The sequence below is a fragment of the Rufibacter sp. XAAS-G3-1 genome (assembly GCF_013623775.1).
Classification (GTDB): domain Bacteria; phylum Bacteroidota; class Bacteroidia; order Cytophagales; family Hymenobacteraceae; genus Nibribacter.
On sequence record NZ_JABFAM010000008.1, the window covers coordinates 170,622 to 194,154 of the forward strand.

The following is a 23,533-nucleotide window of genomic DNA, read 5'->3' on the forward strand; positions in this document are numbered from 1 at the left end:
CTATAAATAATCAAAACAAATGACCTTGTACAAAAAGATACTCCTATTTGCATCCATCCTGGCAGGATTCTCAGCCTGCCAGGATGGATGGGAAGAGCACACGAGTCTTAATGATCCTGCATTAAACCAGAATATAATGCAGGAAATTAATACCAATCCTAGAATTAGCCGGTTTAATGAACTGCTTGTCCAGACCGGGTTTGATGAGGTGCTTAGATCTTCTAAATCTTTCACGGTATGGGCACCAACCAATGAGGCACTGCAGAATTTAGATCAGACTATTGTGAATAGTCCAGACAGGCTGAAGCAGTTTGTGAGTAATCACATCAGTTACCAGCAGTATTTTACCCATACTACACTGCCTGCTTCTTTCCAGATAAAAACCTTAAGCGGTAAGAATATTCTCTGGGACAAGGCAACTGCTACGGTAGATGCAGCAAAAATAGAGGAAGCCAATAAATATGCCGGAAATGGGGTGTTGCATATAGTTGGTGCGCCGCTTACTCCCAGAATGAATTCGTGGGAATTCTTAAACAACACCACGCTCAGTCCACGCCAGAAAGCCTACATGCTGTCATTGGACGAAAGGGTTTTTGTGGATAGCCTTGCCGTCCAAACAGGAGTAGACCCGGTTACCGGAAAGCCGGTGTACGATCCTGCCACTGGTTTTGTGCAGCAGAACCGTTTTTTTCAACGAGCTTATAATATTGCCAACGAAGATTCTGTGTATACCTTCATCATGCTGACAGATGAAGCCTACAATGCAGAGTTTGGCAGATTCAGGAAGTTTTTTGCAACCAGTACTGCCGACAGTACCGATGCACTGACAAATTGGGCTGTCACCAAAGACCTAGCTTTTAGAGGGGTTTACACAAAGGAAACGTTACCCGAGACCCTGATCTCCAGATCGGGCGTGCAGGTGCATATAGATAGAAATGCGGTTGTGCGTGAGGAGCGTACCTCTAATGGAATTGTTCTGGTCGTGAATAGCCTCACTGTTGCAAACGAGGAGAAAATCAAACCGATCAGGGTAGAGGGCGAGTCAATTTTTGACTTTAGAGTTCTCTGGTTAAGTCATCCTGATAAGGTAGGAAATGTTTCCGTCCAGACCAGAAGAAGCGAAGTAGCGGGTGAAAACTACCGGTACCTGCGTGCTACTGGGCACAGTATCTCTGGTTTATGGCTACGATATGTGATTCCAAATGTATACTCTACTAAATACAAAGTGTATTGGAGCGTCATCAACGATTTTAACTTCGTCACTCGTAATGACATTCGTGCATTAGAACCATTCAATCAAAGAATAGTCCTGGGAACATTAAATGCAACCGTTTTTCCCTATAAAGCAGTAGCGCCTTCCTCGGTACCGGTGCGTCAGGAACTCGGAGAGTATTCAGTGGCAAGATATGGCAACTTGGATGCTTTTCTCAGAAGTGCTCTCTCTACTGATAATACAATCAATCCGCTCACCCTGGATTACCTGGAGTTAGTACCTGTATTTTAATCACATCATAGCTAAGGAATTACATGCATATTTTTTATAAAAGAATAAAAGAGTTATCGTTCCTTTTGGTTTTGGCCGGCACACCGGTTTGCGCTTTTGCCCAGCAGACCGGAGCAGCAGATGCGGCACCTGATAGCGTAGTGGTTGCTCGTCAGCCAGTGGGTGGCGTTATAGTTATGGGTACTGTTACCTCTGCGGCAACCAAGCTCCCTGTGGCGGGAATTAGCGTGAGTGTGCCCGGCTATTCAGCTGCCTTAACAGATGATAAGGGTAATTTCTCTCTCAATATACCATCCTCTTCTTCTTCCCTCATTTTGGAGGGAGAAGGCTTTCAGCGCAAAGAAGTGCCGGTAAAAGGCCGAAGCAATGTAACGGTAAGCTTATATGAAGGAGCTTTTAATTCTTTGTACGATATCGCCGTCTTACCCAATAGCATCAGCAAACCTATAAACCAGGTTACGGGTGCAGTAGTATCATTGGATCCCAGCCAACAAAAATGGAGTACTTCTGCTGAAACTCCGGAAAACTACCTGCAGGGGAAAGTGGCGGGTCTCAATGTAGTGCGTAGGTCTGGTACGCCCGGTAGTGGTGCCAATCTCTTCTTGAGAGGCTACTCCTCGCTGTACACCACCAACCAGCCGCTGATCATAGTGGATGGTATGATGTACGACATGAACGATTATGGTGGCTCCATCATCAGTAACCACTTCACCAACCCGCTCTCTAACATTGACATCAAAGACATAGAGAATATCACGGTTATTAAAGATGCTGCCTCTATTTATGGTTCAAAGGGAGCCAACGGAGCTATCTTGGTCACAACAGCCCGCGCTCAGGAGTTGGTAACAAAGATTGATTTTGCTACTTACGCAGGCGTAAACCTTGTCCCTGATAATATTCCGGTGATGAATGCGTCCAATTACCGCATCTATTTATCAGATGTGCTAAAAAGCAGCGGGCTCACGGATAACCAGATCCAGACGCGGCCCTACATGAATGATGATATCACCAACCCTGACTATTATACCTATCATAACAATACCAACTGGCAGAAGGAAGTATTAAAAAGAAGTTACAACCAGAATTATTACCTGCGAGTGGTTGGGGGTGATAACATTGCGAAGTACGCACTGTCACTAGGGGTTTTAAATAATGGGGGTATTGTGGAAAATACGAACCTTCAAAGGTATAATACCTTGTTCAATGCAGATCTGAACATGACGCCAAAGCTGACAGTAAATACCAATATGGCCTTTACGTACAGTGAACAGAATCTGGCTGACCAAGGCATTGCCGTAAATACAAATCCCATCTACTTAAGCCTGGTAAAAGCGCCGTTCCTTTCCAGAAATGAAATAGCAAACACAGGTGTCACCTCTCCCAACTTATCAGATACTGATATTTTTAATGTAGGTAATCCGGCTGTGATCACTAACAACATGCAGGCCAGGGGAATCAACTATAGGTTCTTTGGCTCGGCTAAATTCAATTACGCTTTTACCAAGAATCTGGTAGCCAGCACCCAGTACGGCCTTACGTATGATAAAATACGCGAGAGCTTCTTTGTGCCGCGCAGGGGTACAAGCGCAGAGCAATTGGAAAACGCGGTTGCGGAGAGCAGAATGGGCGCGCAGGTGCAAAGAATGTTCGGTATTTTCAGTGACACCCGCCTCGCCTACAACAAGACCTTCAATGACATACACAGCGTAGACGGCAGCATTGGCATAAGGTACATAAAAAATGACAGCGAAGCCGACACGGGCTTAGGCTATAACTCGGCAACGGACGAATTAAGGACTATTGGTGCCGGATCTGCTGCCTTGCGCAGAGCGGGTGGCGATATTGGCAAATCGAATTGGTTAAATTACTATGCAGGGGCCAATTATGGCTTGCTAAGCAAATACTTCCTTTCCCTTAATCTGGCGGTTGATGGTTCTTCCCGCTTCGGCACAGAGGCGGCAGATGGCATCAGCTTGTTCAATAGAAAGTTTGGGGTGTTTCCATCTGTAGGTGCTGCCTGGCTTATTTCTTCCGAGAACTTTATGGCGGGCGTTGATTTCCTTGAGATGCTGAAACTGCGGGCCACCTACAGCATTAGCGGAAACGATGATATAGGTGACTACAACGCCCGTCAGTACTACGTATCGCAGAACCTGCTGGATTTTCAGGGTTTGGTAAGAGGCAATATCGGGAACCCAGCCTTGCAATGGGAAACCAACCGGAAAGTAAATGCGGGGGTAGATGTGGCATTGTTCAATGAAAGGCTTTCTGTTAGTGTAGACGCCTACCGTAACGTCACCGATAACATGCTCGTGCGTGAGCAACTGATTTCACCTGCCGGATTCGAGTTTATGTTCACTAACAACGGGAAGATGTTGAACAAAGGGGTAGACCTGACGTTGAACAGCCGGGTGATCAACACTGCCTCTTTCAAATGGGATCTGGGCCTGACGCTTTCCAGATACAAAAACCAAATTACTGCCTTAAACGCAGATCAGTTCATAACCCAATTTGCCGGGGCAAATATTCTCACCAAAGTAGGACAAGAAGCAAATCTGTTCTATGGCTATAGAACTAATGGTGTGTACACTACCAACGAAGAGGCCGCTCAGTCCGGCTTGAGCACAAGAACCCCTAGCGGTGAGGTGGTCGCTTTCCAGGGAGGAGATATGCGGTTTGTGAACTTCAATAATGAAGGTGATTCTCAGGGCATGATTGACGAAAACGACAGGGTCGTGATAGGTAACCCCAATCCAGATTTTACCGGCATGTTCAGTTCCAGGTTTGAGTACAAGCGGTTTTCCCTTGATGCTTACTTCACCTTCAGCCAAGGCAATGATGTCTACAACTACACCAGAGCACAGTTAGAATCTGCCGCGGGCACTACAAACCAAACCGACGCGGTCATCAGAAGATGGAGAGCGGATGGTCAGGTAACCGATATGCCAAGGGCTAATTTCGGTGATCCGCTCGGGAACAACCGCTTCTCTGACAGATGGATCGAGGATGGCTCTTACCTGCGTCTAAGAACCCTGACGTTAAGATATGACCTGCCGCTGAATACAAAATATATCAAATCTGCTTCTTTCTATGCCACCGGTAACAACCTACTCACCTTCTCCAAATACAAAGGCTACGATCCTGAATTTAGCGCAGGAGAAACCATTTTTGCGCAAGGAATAGACTTGGGGATGATACCGCAGTTCAGATCAGTACTGCTAGGGGTAAGAATTGGTCTGTAGGCTATAGAAACTATCAAAGTATTAAGTGATTAACACATGAAAAATAAATTTATCAGGTCAATAGCCCGTGTGGTGCCCATGGTTCTTCTGGGCCTCAGCACTTTCTCCTGTAGCGATATGCTAGACATAGCACCTGAAACAACTGTGGATGAAGAGCAGGCATACCAAAACATTTTTGATGCAGATGCGGCCGTAATAGGAGTGTATGGCAAGTTCATGAATCTGGCCGAACGGCACGTCATCCTGAATGAGCTACGGGGAGATCTGCTGAACGTGACGGCCAATGCCGCTGGTAACCCAGATCTGCTGCAGATCAATTACCACACGGTATTACAGGATAACAATTACGCTAATCCAAGACCATATTACGAAGTGATCATTAACTGTAATGATGTACTTCGCAATTTTGATAAGATGGTTAGGGAGAATAAGATAACCAGAATAGAGTACAACCAGCGGTATTCTGATATCATGGCACTTAGAAGCTGGGTGTACCTGCAATTGGGTATCCAGTACGGACGAGTACCTTATATCACTGATCCGCTGGCGAAAGTAGGTGACCTCACAGATCAGTCTAAGTTTCAGAAAATTGAATTTGAGGTATTGCTGGACAGTTTAATAAATGTTACCGAGAAAATACCCCACAAAGACCTGTATCCTACGGGTAGCTCCCTCCTAACAAACATAGGCGGATTCAACACCGAGAAGTTCTTCGTGAATAAACGGCTGGTGCTAGGGGATTTGCATCTATGGAAGGGGAACTACACGCAGGCGGCTACGCACTACAGAGCTCTTTTAGAAACTGGGGCTTCAGACGCGGCAAAAGGGGCGAGGTACTATGACCAATACAGAGTAAGTTGGCAAAACTCGTTTAACCCTGAAGTAGGCTTTAATGGTACCCAAAACGCGGTATGGAATTATGAGTGGGTGTGGGATTTGCCGTTTACGGCTAATACCAGCCCAGCCAATCCTTTTATCAGGCTGTTTGCGAATGCGGGAGGCAGTTATCTGCTAAAACCCTCACAGGCTGCCATTGATAAATGGGCCGCTGAAACGCGTTCTGATCTGACCCCGGGAGACACCAGGGGAGGATGGGCCGTACGGTACCAGATGGGGCAACCGGTGGTAGGAAAATACTTGCAGAATTTTAGTGCCGCCCTGCCCTTTGAAAACAGGGGCAACTGGTTTTTAGCCCGGGCTTCGTTGGTCCACCTGCGGTTTGCCGAAGCAGCTAACCGGGGGGGGCACTCCAATCTGGCGGAGGCTTTCTTGCAACGCGGTATAAAGGCAGTCTTTTCTGCCCCAAATCTTCCGGCCACCAACCCAGATGTCACCAACACGCAACAAACCTTTCTGCCGGCGCCTTACAACTTTGATGCACGGGAGGGTACCTACCCTTTCTTCAGGGGAGATTGGTACCGCCACATTGGTTTGAGAACCAGGGCAGGTTTGCAAGACATCAATTTCGCGGCCCAAGGTGCGCAAGATCCTTTGATGATCCGGGTAGAAAATGCAATAGTGCATGAAGCTGCCTTGGAATTAGCTTTTGAAGGCCACAGATGGCAGGATTTGTTGCGCATTGCAAGAAGAAGACAAGACCCGGCTTTCCTGGCTAATAAAGTGTATGAGAAATTTGTCAAAGCAAATGACCCCAGGGCAGAAGAAGTAAGAGCAAGATTAATGGATCCCAATAACTGGTACCTGCCATTTAAAATGTAAGGCTTCCTCGTCCTAAAAGTGCCTGATGCTGTTACCTCAAAACAGCTGAAAGGGGTTTGCAGGATAGAACAGGATAGAAAGCGCAAACGGTTCACTTGAATTACGGTTGATGGGGAAACCTTATCTGGTCGCCTACAGCGTGCTTTAAGTTAAACGAAGTTAACCATGGCGTTCAGATCCTCCGTGCTCTACATTTCCAAACCACCTTACAGAAAAGGCGTTTCTGGGCTGTTTTCCTAAAAACAGCCCAGAAACGCCTTTTCTGTAAGGTGAAATGCCTACCTACCTAAGCAGATGCTTATTGTTCACAAGGGTGACTATGCGCCAAGGCCTGTTCTATGTATATTCAAATGAAAAGACAAATAGCACTTGCGGTAATCCTTATCTATGCTTTAGCAGGCAACAGACTTCAGGCGCAAAACACCCAGAATGGGGGGGGCGTCACCGTCACGGCTGAGGCTGTTCCCGGTAGTTTTCCGCTGGTGCAGGCAGGCCAGGCAGCCCCCATTTTCATAGACGCTAAAGATGCGGAGGTGGTGCGGATTGCGGCAGAGGCGTTGAGTGAGGATATGAAGATGGTCACCGGTTTTAAGGCTGAAATCAGAAAAGGAGGCCAAAAACAGCTCTCTAATATTCCCGTCATCATCGGCACTATTGGTCAGTCTGAACTCATAAACCAATTGGTTGAGAAGAAAGCACTGCAGGTACAGGAAATCACCGGGAAGTGGGAAAGCTATAGTGTGGCTGTGGTGGAGAAGCCCTTTGCGAATGTGGCCAAAGCCTTGGTGGTTGCCGGAAGCGACCCCCGGGGAACAGCCTTCGGGGTGTTTGAGCTGTCCCGGAGGATGGGGGTCTCGCCCTGGTACTGGTGGGCCGATGCGAAACCGGCTCATAAGGAAAATCTCTTCGTGACGGCCGGTACGCTGGTGCAGGGCCCGCCCTCGGTAAAATACCGAGGCATCTTCCTGAACGACGAGGACTGGGGGCTCCAGCCCTGGGCGGCGCAGAACATGGACAAAGACATAAAGGACATCGGCCCTAACACCTACGCCAGAATCTTTGAGTTGCTGCTGCGCCTCAAGGCGAATCTCATCTGGCCGGCCATGCACCCCAGCACCAAGGCTTTTTTCCATTATCCGGGCAATCCCGAAACTGCAGATGACTACGCTATCCTAGTGGGCACCTCCCACGCTGAACCCATGCTGCGCAACAACGTGGATGAGTGGAACGAGAAAACCATGGGCTCCTTTGACTACTTCAGCAACCAGAAGGCCGTGCAGGCTTACTGGGAGCATCGGGTGAGAGAGGCCCAAAACCTGGAGGCCATCTACACCATGGGCATGCGGGGCGTGCACGACAGCGGCATGAAGGGGGCTAAAAACACCGCGGAGGCGGCTACCATGCTGGAGAAAATCATTTCCCACCAGCGCGATCTGCTGAAGAAGCATGTAAGCAAAAATGTTACGGCTGTTCCGCAGGTCTTTACCGCCTACAAAGAGGTACTGGAGATTTATGACCATGGCCTGAAACTACCCGAAGATATTACCCTGGTGTGGCCAGACGACAACTTCGGGTACATTCACCGGCTGAGTAACCCACAGGAGCAGATGCGGGCCGGTGGCTCGGGCGTGTATTACCATGCCTCTTACTGGGGGCGGCCGCATGATTACCTGTGGCTCAGTTCCACGCATCCATCCCTGATTAGGGAAGAAATGATGAAGGCCTACCACCTGAAATCAAACCAACTGTGGGTCTTGAATGTAGGCGACATCAAACCGCTGGAGCACAACATTGATCTGTTCCTGGACATGGCGTATGATGCCAAGGCTTTTCAGAACGGTAACTCCGCGGAGCAGCACTTGCAGCAGTGGGTAAGCGAGGTTTTCGGTGAGGAGAAAGCGGCCATTATCAGCCCGGTTCTATGGGAATACTACCAACTGGCGTTTGAGCGGAAACCGGAGTTCATGGGCTGGAGCCGGACAGAACCCACCACCCAAACAAATTACACCGCCTATAATCATTTCTATTACGGAGATGAGGCCCAGAAAAGACTAGACCGGTATGAGGCGTTGGAGAAACAGGTAAAAATCCTGCGCGGCCAGATGGACGCCAAAGACGCAGATGCCTTTTATCAGCTGGTCTATTACCCGGTGGTAGGCGCCTCGCTGATGAACAAGAAGTTCCTGTACCGCGACAAAAGCCACCTGTACGCCCAACAAAACCGCGCCAGCGCGAGTGACTATGCGCAGTTAGCCAAGCAAGCCTATGATGAAATAGCAGTAGAAACAAACTACTACAACCACCAACTGGCTAACGGTAAATGGGAAGGCATGATGTCCATGAAACCGCGCGATCTCCCCGCTTATCAAGAACCTTTAATTCCCGAAATCAAAATCGGCACCTCGTCAAAATGGGGTATCGCGCCGGAAGGGTTTGTGACGGCAGATTCTTCTTTGGTGGCGGGCCCAAGTCTCCAATTGCCAACTTTCCAACCGTGGGGCAGCCAGTCTTATTTTGTGGATTTGTTTCTTTCAGGCAATGAACCAGTTTCATGGAAGGTTACCACCAGTGACAAATGGATTAAATTGACAACTCAAAAGGGAAAACTGAACTCAGGCCTTGGGGAAAAACAGCAGCGCATCTGGGTCAGCATTGACTGGGGCAAAGCCCCCAAGAAACCGGAGTCTACCGGGTACATCACTTTCAAAGGAGCGGGGCAAAAGTTTAGAGTAGCGGTAAAAGCGGCAAATCCTGAAGAGTTTGCTGAGTTGGCTTTCTACAAGGGCTTCATGGAAAACAATGGCCACGTTTCCATCTTCGCAGGAAATTTCAGCAGGAAAACAGAAAGGCAGGCAAAGGGTTGGGAACTGGTGGAAGGCCTGGGCCATAGCGGGAAATCACTAATGGCCTTACCCTTGCAGGTGAGCGTTTTAACCGAACCTAAAAGCCTGAAAGAGCAAGCCCCGGTAGTAGAGTATGATTTTTACTCCCTTTCAGAAGCAGCCCCCACCGTCTCTGTCTTCACGCTCCCCACGCATCCGGTCACCACGGGGTACAGCATGCGCTACGGCGTTTCCATTGATGATAGTCCGGTAGAAGTAGTGGATTTTAAGACCGTGGGTAGAAGTGAGGAGTGGAAGGTGAATGTTTTGGAAAATAGGGCGAAGCGCCAGGTGAAGTTTGCTCCTCTAAACAAAGGAAAGCACACCCTGAAAATCTACCTATTAGACCCCGGCGTGGTGTTGGACTACATCACCATTGATTTGGGAGGACTGAAGCGGGCCTATTCTATTATTCCAGAGACAGTAAAGTAGTGCGCTTTGATCTAGAAAGTTGAATGGAAGCTGCCGCCGTTTTCTGCCCGTTTTCTTAAAAACAGGCAGAAAACGGCGGCAGAAGAAGCAGGCAAATTGAACTATCTCTTTTGTTTTCCTGAAAAAATCTTGTGGGCGAACTAGAAAAGCGGTAAATGAACACCATTGCCGTTTGCCACCAAGATCCTTCCAGGAAAACAAGGAGAGAAGAAAGTATCCTTATTCCTATCCAATTACTTAAGCCCACGCTTGCCCCAGAGGCATTGCTTTAAAAGCCGGGTAATGAAAAACGCTAAACAGGTTCATGGCTTGATTTTTAACGTTTTCGGGCCGTTTTCAGAAAAACAGGCTAAAAACGGAGGCTCTTCAGCGAAGGCCCAATCATTTGGGTAGGAAAGCTGCCCAAAAATGAGAAACAATGGCTTTGATGGCAAAGCCGATCCTATTGGAATCAAAAAAGTTTAACACAAATGAACATGAAGAAAGAACCGTTTCTGTTAACATGGCTTTTGCTAAGCTTGGCCGCGTTTGCCATGGGGGCTCCCCAACCAAACGGGAAAGAAAGGACAATGTATAATTTCAATACTGATTGGAAAGTGCTGGTGGGCGACCCTGCCGGGGCCGAAGCCCCAGGGTTCACTGATCAGTCCTGGAAACAGGTGACCTTGCCTTGGGCCTGGAACGAAGACGAAGCTTTTAAAAAGGACATCCATCACCTCACTACCGCAGTGGCCTGGTACCGGAAAGAATTCAAATTACCCACCGGGGCCAAAGACAAGAAAGTATTCCTTGAGTTTGAGGGCGTAAGGCAGGGCGGAGAGTTCTATGTGAACGGAACCCACATCGGGCGGCATGAAAACGGAGCCATGGCCGTGGGGTTTGACATCACCGCCTTCGTGAAGCTTGCCCCGGCGGTAAACGTGGTGGCCGTGCGCACCGACAGCGATTGGGGATACCGGGAAAAAGCCACCAACTCTACCTATCAATGGAGCAACCAAAACTTCAACGCCAACTACGGCGGCATCCCCAAGAACGTATTCCTGCACGTCACAGACAAGCTGCACCAGACCTTGCCGCTTTTCTCCCATCTTAAAACCACCGGCGTGTATGTCTATGCAGACAATTTTGAGATCGCCAACCATTCCGCGACCATCAATGCGGAGGCTGAGGTGAAAAACGACCATTCTTCGGCTAAGACATTTGAGTACGAAGTGCTAGTAGAAGACCTTGACGGGAAGAAAGTAGCCAGCTTTGCAGGAAGCCAAACCACTCTTGCTCCCGGTGAAACCAAGAAGGTAACCGCCAGCGCGAAGGTCAATAACCTGAACTTCTGGAGTTGGGGCTACGGCTATTTGTATGATGTGTACACGGTGCTGAAAGTGGACGGTAAGCCCATAGACAAAGTGAAAACCCGCACCGGGTTCCGCAAGACCGAATTCAAAAACGGCATGGTGTACCTGAATGACCGGGTACTGCAAATGAAGGGCTATGCACAACGCACCAGCAACGAGTGGCCCGCGGTGGGCATGTCCGTTCCGGCCTGGCTGAGCGACTTCAGCAACCGCCTGATGGTACAAAGCAACGCCAACCTGGTGCGCTGGATGCACATAACCCCCTGGAAACAGGACGTAGAATCCTGTGACCGCGTGGGACTGCTGCAAGCCATGCCCGCCGGCGATGCCGAGAAAGACGTAACCGGCCGACGCTGGGAGCAGCGCACCGAGTTGATGCGCGATGCCATCATTTACAACCGCAACAACCCCAGCGTGGTCTTCTATGAGAGTGGCAACGAATCCATCAGTGAAGAACACATGCAAGAGATGAAGTCCATCCGCGACCAGTATGATCCCCACGGTGGCCGCGCCATCGGCTCCCGTGAAATGCTGGACAGCAAAGTGGCCGAGTACGGCGGTGAGATGCTTTACATCAACAAAAGTGCAGACATCCCCATGTGGGCAACCGAGTATTCCAGGGACGAAGGCCTGCGCAAATACTGGGATGAATTTTCGCCTCCGTTTCACAAAGACGGGGCTGGCCCTCTGTACAAAGGCGAAGATGCCAGAGCGTACAACCGCAACCAGGACTCCCATGCCCGGGAGAATGTGATCAGGTGGTACGATTACTGGGAGGCGCGGCCCGGTACCGGAAAGCGGGTAAATTCTGGAGGCGTAAACATCGTTTTCTCTGACACCAACACCCACTACCGCGGCGAAGAGAACTACCGCCGGAGCGGGGAAGTAGACGCCATGCGCATCCCCAAAGACGGCTATTTTGCGCATCAGGTCATGTGGGATGGCTGGGTGGAACCAGAGAAACACCGTACGCACATCATGGGGCACTGGAACTATGCACCGGGCACCCAAAAAGACATCTTCGTGGTTTCCAGCGACCAGAAAGTAGAACTCTTTGTGAACGGCAAATCCCAAGGTACGGGCGAACAGAGCCATCGCTTCCTGTATACTTTCAAAAACATTGAATGGCAGCCCGGTAGCATCAGTGCCATCAGCTATGGCGCTTCTGGGCAGAAAGTGAGTGAGGCCAAAAAAGAGACCGCCGGTGAGCCAAAGGCCTTGCGTTTAACCGTGATGCAACACCCAGCAGGATTGCAGGCCAACGGCCATGATCTTGCTTTGGTGGAGGTGGAAGTGGTAGATGCGAAAGGCAACCGCTGCCCAACTGCGCTGAATATGATTAACTTTTCGCTGGATGGGCCAGCCCAGTGGCGCGGTGGCATTGCCCAGGGCCCTGATAACTACATTTTGGCTCAAAGTCTTCCCGTGGAGGGCGGCGTGAACCGGATATTGGTTCGTTCTACCACCAAAGCAGGCAAAATCAACGTATCTGCTACCGCAGAGGGACTGAAACCGGCAACCGTGGATTTCAAATCCAAGTCCTTCAAAGATGAGAATGGGCTTGCCACAGTTCTTCCGGGCAGTAATCTTGCTTCTTACCTGGAGCGCGGGCCCACTCCTGCAGGCCCATCTTACACGGTTTCGCGGGTGCCGGTGGCCATTGTGAAAGCAACCGCAGGGGCAAATCAGAAAGAGGCGGCCCATACCTTTGATGATAACGAGCTGTCTCATTGGTCTAATGACGGCCGTTTGGCGAGTGGCTGGGTAAACTATGAGTTGGAAAAGGCTGCCGAGGTAAGTGAAATCACCATGAAACTGAATAACTGGCGCAACAGGAGCTATCCTATTAGGATCACGGTAGACGGTAAAGAAGTGTTCAGGGGGAATACTGTGCGTAGCCTTGGTTATTTCACAGCCAGTTTTGCACCAACGGTTGGGAAGAACGTGAAGATACAGCTTACCGGTACCAACATAGATGGTGATGCTTTCGGGTTTGTGGAAATAACCGGGGTGAAAGAACCAGCCGGTACTACTTCCAAGGCCAAAGGTACGCTTGGCATCGTTGAGATAGAGATCTATGAAAAGCCGAAACTTTCAGCGCCATCTACCAAACTCTAAGAACTGCGGGATAGATCTAAAGTTAAGTTTGGCATCACAATCGGTCATTACTTTGCACCCCCGTTTAGCGCCTGTTTACTGGAAAACGGGCGCTAAACGGGTAACATGAATACTTTGTTTGCTAGTCCTCAAAAAGTAATAATTCCCCTCGCTCGCGTCCCGCCGCTTAGGATACGCAAAGAATTGGCCAGAGGCCGCGGATAGCCCATACTCACGGGACGCGAGTGAGTGTTCTGTCTTAGGGTAATCATTACTTTCCCAATATTGCCTTTTGCAGCACGAAAGACAAAGTTTAAACATGCTCTTAAAGCCACTTGAATGAGAAGAACCTGCTTATTGCTGTCTTTGAACCTCTATCTGCTAACATTACAGCATACAGAAGCTCAAAACTCACCAGCTCCTCTAAAGCTGATTGACTTTGTACTAACGCCTAGCGCCAATGATTGGAAGTATGCGGTGAACCAGACCGCATCTGTGCAGGTAACCGTTCTGAAAAATGATGTGCCCCTGGAAGATGCTACCATCAGCTATGAGTTGGGCCCTGAAATGCTGCCAGCCGAGAAAAAGGGAACCATGCAACTGAAAAAAGGGCAAGGGAAGATAGACATGGGTACCAGCAAGGAGCCGGGCTTTCGGCAGTTGGTGGTGAAGACTGAGTACCAGGGGAAAACTTACAGCAGCCAGGTGAAAGTAGGTTTCTCACCCGAAAAGATTGCCCCAACTGTTACGCTGCCCAGTGATTTCATGGCTTTCTGGGAGGAGGCCAAAGCCGAAGCAGCCAAAGTGCCCATGGACGCAAAGCTGACGTACCTGCCGGAGCATTCCACCACCACCGTAGATGTGTTCCTGGTAAACCTACAGAATTATAAGAAAGGGCAGCGCCTGTACGGGTTTCTAAGTAAACCGAAGCCTCCTGGCAAATACCCGGTGCTGTTCTCGCCGCCCGGGGCTGGGGTTAAACCCACCAGCCCCAGTACCTTCTTTGCCGATCAGGGCTTTATCAGTCTCAGCATAGAGATACACGGCATTTCGCCCTTGTTGGATAGTGACACCTATAAAAACATCAGCACAGCCTTTGGCGATTATTGGTTTAACAAGCTAGATGACCGGGACAACTACTACTATAAAAGCGTTTACCTGGGCTGTGTCCGTTCCATTGACTATCTGTGCAGCCTGCCCGAATTTGACGGCAAAAATGTGGTGGTGACCGGCGGGAGCCAAGGCGGGGCGCTGGCGATTGTAACGGCTGCCCTTGACAAAAGAGTAAAGGCACTTGCGTCTTTCTACCCGGCACTCAGTGATATAACCGGCTACCTGCACGGCAGAGCAGGAGGCTGGCCCCACCTGCTTAGTCCTAGGTACGCCGCTACCACCAACACCCCGGCAAAGCTCAGAACAATTGGGTACTACGATGTCGTCAACTTCGCTAAGCAGGTCACTGTGCCTGGCTTTTACTCCTGGGGCTACAATGACAACACCTGTCCACCCACCTCTGTGTATGCGGCGGTGAACTCCGTGAAGGCACCCAAGACCCTTGCCATTACGCCTATAACCGGGCATTGGCGTTTTGAGGAAACCAACCAAGCGTCTGTGGAGTGGCTGAAGCAGCAGTTGGTAAAGTAAATACCCATAGTGTCACTACTGGAAGGGACTGTTCCTGCCAGAAGCGACCTTTTATGCCAAACTGCTTCTACTTGTTCTTATAATATAGTCTGTTTTAAAGTTTATCTCATGAAAATAAAGTATTACGTTCCTCTTCTGCTTTGTCTGCCTTTGACCTTGTTTGCTCAGAGCAAGACTTCTACCCCAACAGAATCTGTTTTAAGGAACATTGCGGACAGAATTGTCACCAGTACCACTTACAAGTTTATCAATCCTGAAACAAAGCAGACCTACCCTACTACCAAGAAGCTTCCTACCACCAACAAGGTAAGAGTAGAAAGCCAGTACAATGACTGGCATTACACCAACGGAGTCCTGAACATTGCCATGCTGGAGCTTGCCCAGAAAACAAATGACAAGAAGTACCAGAACTTTGTGCACAAGAACTTCGACTTCGTTTTCAACCAAGGCAACCTAGATTACTTCCAAAAGCGGTACAATGAGGCGCTGAAAGAAGAAAACGGACTGAGGAAGGTGCGTGACGTGAGTTGGTACATGTACTTCAGGGGCGTTAGGTTAGATGACAACGGGCCCATGGGAGCCAGCCTGATTGAGGTATACAAACAGCAACCTAACAAGGAGTACAGGAAATACATTGACGGGGTAGCGCATCATTTGATGGAACAGGAGCCGCGCCTGCCAGACAACACCATTGCCCGTTTATGGCCGCACGAGATGACCATTTGGGCCGATGACTTGTTCATGAGTGTGTCTTTCCTGGCCAGAATGGGAAAGCTTACCGGAGACGCGAAGTATTTGAATGATGCCGCCCAGCAGGTCATTCAGTTTGACAAGTACCTCTGGGACGATGCCAAGAAAATCTACTACCACTGCTACCACTCAGATACCAAAGAACACGGGGTAGCCTATTGGGCCCGGGCCAACGGCTGGATGTTTATGGCCCAGGCCGATTTGCTTTCTGTCCTGCCCCAGAGCCATCCCAAGCGGAATGAACTGCTCCAGATTTTCAGACGTCAGGCAGACGGTATTGCCCGCTATCAAAGTGAGTCTGGTTTGTGGCATAACCTGATCGATAAAAAAGATTCCTATGAAGAGGTGTCTGCCGCCGCTATGTATGTTTTCGGGATGGCCACTGGCGTAAAGAATGGCTGGTTGCCGGTAGACTACGGGTATGTTGCTGAGCAGGGCTGGAACGGAATCGTGAAGTACATTGGCACCGAAGGCGATGTAACCGGCGTGTGTACCGGAACGGGAATTATGCCTTCCTTGACGTTCTACTACAAGCGCCCCACCGACAAAAACACACCCATGGGAGAGGGGCCGGTTTTAAGAGCGGGCGTAGCCATGCTGGACTTACCTAAATATGTAGACCCACCCGCAGAGAAGAAATATCCTGATATTCAATCTGGAGAGTGGAGAAAGAGAATCAAGTAGAAAGAAGTGAATGTATACCACTCCTTCCAAGGCGCATCTTGTAGGGAAAAACAAGAAGTGCTTCCCCTAAGGCGTTTTTGGGTCGTTTTGGGGAAAATAGGCCGGAAACGCATCAACCGCTCTTTCGGAGTTCCACTCCGGAAGCTGGCTGCCGGGGAGTTCTACTCCCCTTCTTCTGCAACACCTGCCCGTGGTTCCCGGCGGAGTGGAACCCCGCAGCAGGCAGGTTCGGGAGTAGAACTCCCGAACAGCAAAGAAAGGTTTTCCCCCTACAAGATCAGCTCCCAGGAGGGGGGCATGGCTTTGCAGAGAAGGGAATGCGTGTAAGAGACCAGTCACTGCCTGGTCTCTACAGGTAATGCAACCAGTAACCGCTACTACATTAACTACTTTCGCCAGTTCCAGTCTTCCCCGAGCGCGCCTCGCTTTTGGCCCTGGATAGACATCAGCTAAGAGAGGCAGACTTCCCAGGCCGAAAGGGCAGTGCGAGAGGGGAAGACGCGGCCCCGCGGCCTTGAGCGCATACCGCCAAAGATGAAACAATACAGCACCTGCACCCACGCAGTAGGCAGACAAGCCAAGGGAACAGCAAAAGGCGTGCACCTACTCATATCCACGCAAAAGCAGAAAAGCCAAGGGAACACCGTAAGACGTGCACCCACTAATTATTCTATAAAAACAAGTTCCAGACAGAAGCCAAAGCGCAGAAGTAAACCAAGAATGGTTTATTGTCCATGCAAATCACTTATCTTGAGCATCAAACAAAGAGGGCTTGCATCTATGGCAAGCCCTCTTTGTTTGACCTCTTCTGATTTTAAGCTGTTTTCTGAAAACTGCCGCAAAAAAGCAATTTACCTTACTGCCACATCCCACACTTTAGCCCTACGGGATTTCCCAGCCGGGCCTTCTACCCAAAGGGTTACCACATAAAGCCCCGCCTTGTCATAGGTGTGGGTAGGATGCTGCTCCGTAGAGGTCTTGCCATCGCCGAAGTCCCATTTCCAGGAAGTGATGCTGCCTTCAGATTCGTCTAGGAAGGAAACCAGACGGCGGTCCATGTCTACCACTTTGAATGACCAGTTCGCTTCCAGCTTCTTTTTAAACGTATCCTCCAGCGGCATCAGGCGGAAGGGCAGCAGGAAAGAGGCGTTCCCGTACATGGTGTGTTCCCTGGATAGATTCCAGAAGCCATGTTGTTTGCTGTTCACATCATCATAGTCCAGAACGGCCCAGCTTAACCCAATGTTCTTGTTCTCCACCAGTTGCGTTTCTACGGCCCGGGCGGGGCCTTCGGCTCCAGCGTAATCAAACGGGGTAATCCAGAATTCCAGGATTAGTTTACCAGGCTCGCCGGGGCGGAACTTGTAGTCATAGGCGAAGTTAGCGTACGGAAGGTCTTTGATCCAGGGTTGGCTTCCCCAGGCCAGAGTCCAGTCCTTGCCCTCGGCGGGGGTGAAGATGTGGTAGTTTTGAGCATGCACCCCATGGAAGGAAAAATAGGCGTCCATAGGGGCTAGGCTCTTGTTAGGGTGAAACCGGTCAATGAGCGGCCCGCCAGATTGGTCTCCGTCTACCACAATTTCAAAGATGTCGTTGTGTAGGTCTGGGTGCGTGAAATCCCAGTAGTTGTCATAGGCCTCGTAGAGGAAATACAGGCGGTTCAGCCCTTTTACCCAACCTACTTTTACCTTTACCTCCAGGTTCTTCGGGTCTGGTTTGGGGAATTTACCGGTGTCCTCTATCAGTTGGTCGGTGCCAACGGTATAAGACTCGGGCACCATGCTCCAATCGTCTTTGCTCCCGTCCACCCTAGGGATCATGTTGGCCGGGAACTGGAAGATTTTGAAACTGCGGTTCTCCTGGCCAAAGCTGGCGGTGCTTCCCAAGAAAGCGCAACCTAAGAAGAGTAAGCAAAGTCTAACGGTAGAAGAAACAGGCAGCATAGAAGTGAAAAGCAAGTTCGGCAAAAATATAAGCTAAAGGATGAAGGTGCTGACAAGATTCCGTTTAGGGGCTGTTTTTCGAAAATGGGCTTAGAAACGGAGAGAGAACCTAAATATATACAACCTGTCAGGCATGGGTATCCTGCCCTATCCGGCTAGAAGATTCTGTCTTACACTCCATCTCACTTTCTCTTGAAAGCTGAAGGCCAACTGCGTTTTAAGGATTAAAGCGGTTTAGGGTTTTATGCCTGTTTTCATGAAAGTAGCCTAAAAACGGCGGTACCAGCAGATGCATGCGCCAGTGTACAGATTAACCTCTTGTTTTATGCCTGTTTTCATGAAAGTAGCCTAAAAACGAAGACAAAAGCGGACGCTTGCCCCAGAGGAAGTGCTTTAAATGTCGGTTCAGGAAAACCTGTAAACAGGTCATTATAAATTTACATAAAAAAATCAGGATAGAGCAGGATGCACCGGTCTGTAAAGTATGGTATTATTACGATAGGGCAGCGCATGCCAGCCCTCCACTTGGAGACTGAAAATAGCCCTCTGCTTACATTGAAAAGGTATTCCCCATGCAAACAAGCTCAAGTACCACAAATAAGAAGGGAGGCAGCAGGCTGCATTCCCCGGCGAAACTTGGCATGGGGCTTCTGGCAGCAGCCCTCTGCACGGCTGGCTTGTGCTTTCCTGCTAACGCGCAAAAGATAAACGGCGTAGACTATTCAGACCGGGGCCATGTTGACAAGACCTTTGATATGGCCGGCACCGACATCTTCGGCCAACGGTTTCCTTCAGAGAGCCTTACCATCATAGACCCCGTCACCGGCGTGAAGGTTACGGCGCTCACTACCTCCCGGCACAGCAGTTCCAAGATTTACCAGGATCACCCCAACTGGACTGCCGACGGGAAGTACATTGTCTTTAGCTCTAACCGGAATACGGCGGCGGGCGGCAATATTACGTTTGCGGCTAACGCGGGTACCCCCAGAAGGGAACGGCAGTACTATGCTATCTCCATGGATACCCACGAGATTGTGCAGGTAACCACCGGAACGGGGGCGGGCGATCTGCTTTTAGGTCATAAACGCAATGTGGCTTTCCGGATCAAAGGCAACCAAGTGATTGAGGTAAATCTGGGGGAACTGCTCAAGGACAGTGAAGCCGGGAAAGTGAAATCGCCTGCCAGCTATGAAAAGTTGGTGGCCACTATTCCCAGTGACCTGAAGCCGGGCGGAACGTGTCTGGATATCAATGATAAACGAATTTTTTTCTCCACCAGATATGGGGAAGACGCTTCGGCCATCCACAGCATTGACCTGGACACCAAAAAGACCACCCAACTGACGGAAGTACCTTTCAGAACCGGTCACTTTCAGGCAAACCCGTATGTGTCTGGCGAGATGATGTACTGCTGGGAAACCGGCGGTGATTCTCCTCAGCGCATGTGGGTGTTAACGGTAGACAAAAACGGAAAGGTAAACAACCGCGCCGTGTACAAAGAGAAGGCCGACGAATGGGTAACCCACGAAGTGTTTGCCGGGCCAGATCATATCCTGTTCAACGTAATGGGGCATATTGACCGGTTAAGAAAGAACCCCACGGGAATCATGTTGCACAACATCCGTAACAATGAAACTAAACTGCTGGGGCAGGCCAAGGAACTGGGCGGCTACTGGCACGCGGCCGGAACAAAAGATTTGAAATGGGCGATAGGCGATTCCTTTGACGGCAACATTTACCGGTTAAATATTGAAAAGGGGGGTGCCACCTTGTTAACCGCCGGGCATCGGCCAAACACGCAGAGCCCGTTCTCAAGCCAGGCCCATGCGCACCAATCCATCAGTCCGGACGGCAAGTGGGTGCTGTTCAATTCAAGCATGTTCACGGAAAGTGACATCATGATGGTGCCCATGCATCCGGAAGGGAGATGATCTAAGGAACTAGGTTATGTATACGCCTTAGGGCAACCTTCTACTAATTCAAAATTTGAAGTCGGTGTCAACAAGAAGCATTTCTGTTGACACCGACTTTTTTTGTTAGAAGGTAAACGGCTAGGCTTTTGTAGGTAATACTAATCCTAGTTGTTTTTTTATGCTTATGCACCTATGGCCCGGAAGTTACTTCCGTGACTTTCTATACGGTCTAGGCAAGTCATGGAAGTAACTTCCGGGCCATAGTGTCTACTGCTGTTTTTAGTCTGTTTTTCTGAAAGAGCCACTAAAACGTAAGGGATTTAACACTTCATAATTCTCAAACGGGGCTGCTGCTTAAGCGCAGTGTGTCTTATCAATGTGCATTGGTGAAGTTTTCAACATTCTCGTGTATGTGCTTTTCGCCGTGAATGGTGCTGGCCGTGACATTTTTTACCGTAACATTTTCAATGGGCAGCTCTTTTTGACCTAATATTCTGGAAAGGAATTTGACGTCTGTTGCTGCCAGATTATCAAGGAAGATATTGCTGATAGGAGTGAGCCTACGCTCCACCGTAGGAACCAGGTTGCGCCATTGGTAGAGCACATCGGTTTCAATCCCCAGAATCCCCTGGTCTACTTTACCGGCCTTGATGTTGCTGATATGGATGTTCTTGACATAGCCACCCATGCGTTCGTTGGTTTTAATGAACACAAGGTGGTTTAACTTGGCACCGTCCACCACACGGCAGTTGTCCATGAATACATTTTCAATCCCACCAGATAACTCACTGCCCAGGGCCAATAATTGATGGCCGTTTTTCACCACGCAATTCCGGATGACAATGTTCTTGGAAGGAGTTTTCAACCGCCAGCCCTCGGGGTTACGACCCGATTTTATGGCAATGGCGTCATCTCCCTGATCAAAGGTGCAGTTCTCAATCAACACGTTCTGGCTCATCTCTGGGTCAATGCCGTCGTTGTTATGGCCGTGCGCGTAGACTTTTATGTTCCGGATGACTACATTCTTGGACAGGTAAGGGTGGACAGTCCAGAAAGGGCTGTTTTCAATGGAGATTCCTTCCAATAAGATGTTTTCGCTTCTATTGAACTGAATAAACTGCGGCCGGAGATGTGCGGTGTCATTCACCATCTGCCGGTCTTTTACTGGGGTGTATTGAGAAGCTAAATTATATAAACGTTTAATGCTTTCCATATGGGGTTTGGGCCTTGAAAACCAGGTTTTCCAAACATCCATCTTAGCCTTCACTTTGCCCTCTCCTGTGATCGCAATGTTTTTGCACCCATACGCATAGATCAAGGGAGAGTAGTTATAGCATTCCATCCCTTCCCAGGTTGAGGAAACCGCGGGCAAGTAATCAGCGGGATCTTCCGAAAAAAGCAGGACGGCTCCTTTGGTCAAATGCAGGTTTACATTGCTTTTCAGATGCACCTTGCCGGTCAGCCATTCTCCTTCAGGAATCACCACTACGCCGCCGCCCATTTTAGACGCTTTGGCAATGGCTTGGGCAATAGCCTGGGATGTTTTCTGCTTGTCTCCCTTTACTGCCCCGAAATCGGTAATCGGCATTTTCTGGCACTTGCTAAAATCAGGGACTTTGATAGCCGGCATGTTAAAAGGTGCTTTCACCTTTATTTCGTTTAGCGTTACGCGCTCATTTTTCTTAAAAGAGGCTAAAAACAAGGAGCAAAGTAGCAGGAAGTACAGCGGTGCGTTTTTCATAAAATAGGTTCTAACCCGTTTAGGAGAGTGATGCGTTTTAGATGCGGAGCCTTTATGCTTACTTTGAAGAAAACTGGACAGAACTGTCGTTTATCTCATATTTGCTGCCCTTCAGTAAGTTGATGATCTCAGCCCCGGCTAATAGTACCGGGCCATACCCATGCGCGGCATACACGTTGATGGGGCGGTAAAAGTAGAAAGCCGGGTCAAAGGCCATTCCGGTGCCCACGCAGGTTCCTTCCACTTGTCCTTTGTCGTTGACTTTGGTGGCCACGGCATTCCAGGCGAGGAGAACCATGGGGCCGTATGCCTGCTTGTCAAGCCAGCCTTTGTTGATGGCGCGGGCAATGGAGTAGGTGTAGATAGCGGTGGCCGAAGTTTCTAAGTAAGAGTTGTTGCGGTCAATAAGTTGGTGCCAGAAGCCTCCGCCGGCCTGGTAGGCGGCCAATCCTTTCACATGGGCGCGTAATTGCTCCAGCACTTTGGGGTAGCCAAGATGGTTCTGGGGCAGTACATCAAGTAATTCAACCAAGGTCATGACTGCCCAGCCATTGGCGCGAGCCCAGTGGAACTGGGGGTGTGGCTCCATGCCCTGCACCCAGCCGTGCATGTACAAGCCTTTTTCTTTGTTGAACATGCGCTCAGAGAACTGGATTACCTGTTTCACGGCATCATCATAGTAGCGTTGCTCACCGGTGAGTTTTCCCATTTGTGCCAGCGCGGGCACGCTCATAAACAAGTCATCGAGCCAAAGGGTGTTGGGCAAAGGTCGGTTGCGGGCTAAGGTGCCATCCGCCAGGCGGAATTCTTTGTTGCTGATATAATCAAGGTAGTTGTTGATGAGCGGGCGCAGGTCTGATTTAACCAGATTCGCGCGGGTGGCTTTGATCATGGCTGCGGCCATTGCTCCGGCATCATCCAGCGCATGGGGCATCAACACCTGTCTCATTGGGGTTTCCAACTTCGGATTTTTCTGTAGCTCTTTGCGGTAATAAGGAGCCAGATCTGCCAGGAAGCTTAATCTCTGGGTGGTGTAGTTGGTGAAGCGTGGATCACCCGTGGCTTGGCCGGCCAATAACATACCCGCGTAAGTCACACCCCACTCATAACTGGTGAGCCGGAAATCGCCTTGCTCAATGGCGGAGTTCTCGTTGAGCTTCTTTAGGTCTGTCACCTGCTTTCCCGTTTTCTTATCTACTACCCGGGCAGGAGTAGCGGCATCCAGATAAGAATGAACGCGGTTCAACACTTTGGTGACATCCTCTACTTTGGTGGTGCCATACGGCGTAGGATAATCGGGCTGCATGGCATGCAGGGGCGTGGTGGTATCAGACACCTTGGGGGGCGTGGTCTGCGCACTTGCCGCTTGCCAAGCACCTAGGAAGGCAAGGGTGAAGAAGGCTTTTCGGGCTTTATTCTTGAGCCCTTGAAGCTGTTGCGTGGGTGCAGCAGCGAGTATATTGGTCTCTTCTGATTTCATGGTGTAGCTAGATTTTCAGGTTTCTATTCTTTCCCGTTTCATAGAGAAGAATGGGTATCGTCTGTTTTAGGAAGATGCTTACAAAGTAGAAGAAAATCTAGCCGAAGCTATCCTGTACTGTCCGGTGTCAGAAGAGAGGAGAAGTTATTC

General features: G+C 49.6%; 11 protein-coding genes. 8 read left to right on the top strand and 3 right to left on the bottom strand.

The genetic code is table 11. From position 1 onward, the window contains the following. Positions 1 to 19: 19 nt before the first annotated feature. The 7 genes from HHO50_RS10920 to HHO50_RS10950 all read left to right on the top strand — a co-directional run bounded on the left by HHO50_RS10920 (position 20) and on the right by HHO50_RS10950 (position 16,306). Positions 20 to 1,504, top strand: a complete 1,485-nt coding sequence (locus HHO50_RS10920) for a fasciclin domain-containing protein (protein WP_181306060.1) — start codon at positions 20 to 22, stop codon at positions 1,502 to 1,504. A gap of 176 nt (positions 1,505 to 1,680) precedes the next feature. Then, complete coding sequence (locus HHO50_RS10925; RefSeq protein WP_255478695.1) at positions 1,681 to 4,746, top strand: SusC/RagA family TonB-linked outer membrane protein; 3,066 nt, start codon at positions 1,681 to 1,683, stop codon at positions 4,744 to 4,746. A 36-nt stretch (positions 4,747 to 4,782) separates the two neighbouring features. Continuing rightward, positions 4,783 to 6,465 (top strand): RagB/SusD family nutrient uptake outer membrane protein, encoded by a 1,683-nt coding sequence (locus HHO50_RS10930; RefSeq protein WP_219921516.1) that lies wholly within the window; start codon positions 4,783 to 4,785, stop codon positions 6,463 to 6,465. A gap of 350 nt (positions 6,466 to 6,815) precedes the next feature. Then, entirely contained in the window at positions 6,816 to 9,779 is a 2,964-nt protein-coding gene (locus HHO50_RS10935; RefSeq protein WP_181306062.1) for a glycosyl hydrolase 115 family protein, read from the top strand. Between the two features lie 476 nt (positions 9,780 to 10,255). Next, entirely contained in the window at positions 10,256 to 13,249 is a 2,994-nt protein-coding gene (locus tag HHO50_RS10940) for a sugar-binding domain-containing protein (RefSeq protein ID WP_181306064.1), read from the top strand. 318 nt (positions 13,250 to 13,567) lie between these two features. Beyond that, complete coding sequence (locus tag HHO50_RS10945; RefSeq protein ID WP_181306065.1) at positions 13,568 to 14,872, top strand: acetylxylan esterase; 1,305 nt, start codon at positions 13,568 to 13,570, stop codon at positions 14,870 to 14,872. Positions 14,873 to 14,980: 108 nt separating this feature from the next. Then, entirely contained in the window at positions 14,981 to 16,306 is a 1,326-nt protein-coding gene (locus HHO50_RS10950; RefSeq protein WP_181306067.1) for a glycoside hydrolase family 105 protein, read from the top strand. A gap of 851 nt (positions 16,307 to 17,157) precedes the next feature. On the opposite strand, the gene HHO50_RS21430 is transcribed toward HHO50_RS10950, so the two are convergent. Continuing rightward, on the bottom strand, positions 17,158 to 18,192 hold the full coding sequence (locus HHO50_RS21430; protein ID WP_304621530.1) for a PKD domain-containing protein: 1,035 nt from the start codon (positions 18,190 to 18,192) through the stop codon (positions 17,158 to 17,160). 629 nt (positions 18,193 to 18,821) lie between these two features. Between HHO50_RS21430 and HHO50_RS10960 the strand changes: the two genes are divergently transcribed. After that, positions 18,822 to 20,180, top strand: coding sequence for a biopolymer transporter Tol (locus HHO50_RS10960; RefSeq protein WP_219921517.1), 1,359 nt, complete (start codon positions 18,822 to 18,824; stop codon positions 20,178 to 20,180). A 355-nt stretch (positions 20,181 to 20,535) separates the two neighbouring features. Here the strand turns inward: HHO50_RS10960 and HHO50_RS10965 are convergent, their stop codons facing one another. Together HHO50_RS10965 and HHO50_RS10970 are read right to left on the bottom strand one after the other, a co-directional pair. Continuing rightward, positions 20,536 to 21,903: a glycoside hydrolase family 28 protein gene (locus HHO50_RS10965; protein WP_181306070.1), complete on the bottom strand. Its 1,368-nt coding sequence runs from the start codon at positions 21,901 to 21,903 to the stop codon at positions 20,536 to 20,538. 58 nt (positions 21,904 to 21,961) lie between these two features. After that, positions 21,962 to 23,383, bottom strand: coding sequence for a glycoside hydrolase family 105 protein (locus tag HHO50_RS10970; protein WP_181306072.1), 1,422 nt, complete (start codon positions 23,381 to 23,383; stop codon positions 21,962 to 21,964). Between the last annotated feature and the right edge of the window lie 150 nt (positions 23,384 to 23,533).

Excerpts from the sequence above, each read along its gene's own strand:
- HHO50_RS10930 (WP_219921516.1), top strand. The coding sequence starts at position 4,783 with ATGAAAAATAAATTTATCAGGTCAATAGCCCGTGTGGTGCCCATGGTT.
- HHO50_RS10965 (WP_181306070.1), bottom strand. The coding sequence starts at position 21,903 with ATGAAAAACGCACCGCTGTACTTCCTGCTACTTTGCTCCTTGTTTTTA.
- HHO50_RS10950 (WP_181306067.1), top strand. The coding sequence starts at position 14,981 with ATGAAAATAAAGTATTACGTTCCTCTTCTGCTTTGTCTGCCTTTGACC.
- HHO50_RS10970 (WP_181306072.1), bottom strand. The coding sequence starts at position 23,383 with ATGAAATCAGAAGAGACCAATATACTCGCTGCTGCACCCACGCAACAG.
- HHO50_RS10920 (WP_181306060.1), top strand. The coding sequence starts at position 20 with ATGACCTTGTACAAAAAGATACTCCTATTTGCATCCATCCTGGCAGGA.
- HHO50_RS10945 (WP_181306065.1), top strand. The coding sequence starts at position 13,568 with ATGAGAAGAACCTGCTTATTGCTGTCTTTGAACCTCTATCTGCTAACA.
- HHO50_RS10940 (WP_181306064.1), top strand. The coding sequence starts at position 10,256 with ATGAAGAAAGAACCGTTTCTGTTAACATGGCTTTTGCTAAGCTTGGCC.
- HHO50_RS10935 (WP_181306062.1), top strand. The coding sequence starts at position 6,816 with ATGAAAAGACAAATAGCACTTGCGGTAATCCTTATCTATGCTTTAGCA.
- HHO50_RS10960 (WP_219921517.1), top strand. The coding sequence starts at position 18,822 with ATGCAAACAAGCTCAAGTACCACAAATAAGAAGGGAGGCAGCAGGCTG.
- HHO50_RS10925 (WP_255478695.1), top strand. The coding sequence starts at position 1,681 with ATGGGTACTGTTACCTCTGCGGCAACCAAGCTCCCTGTGGCGGGAATT.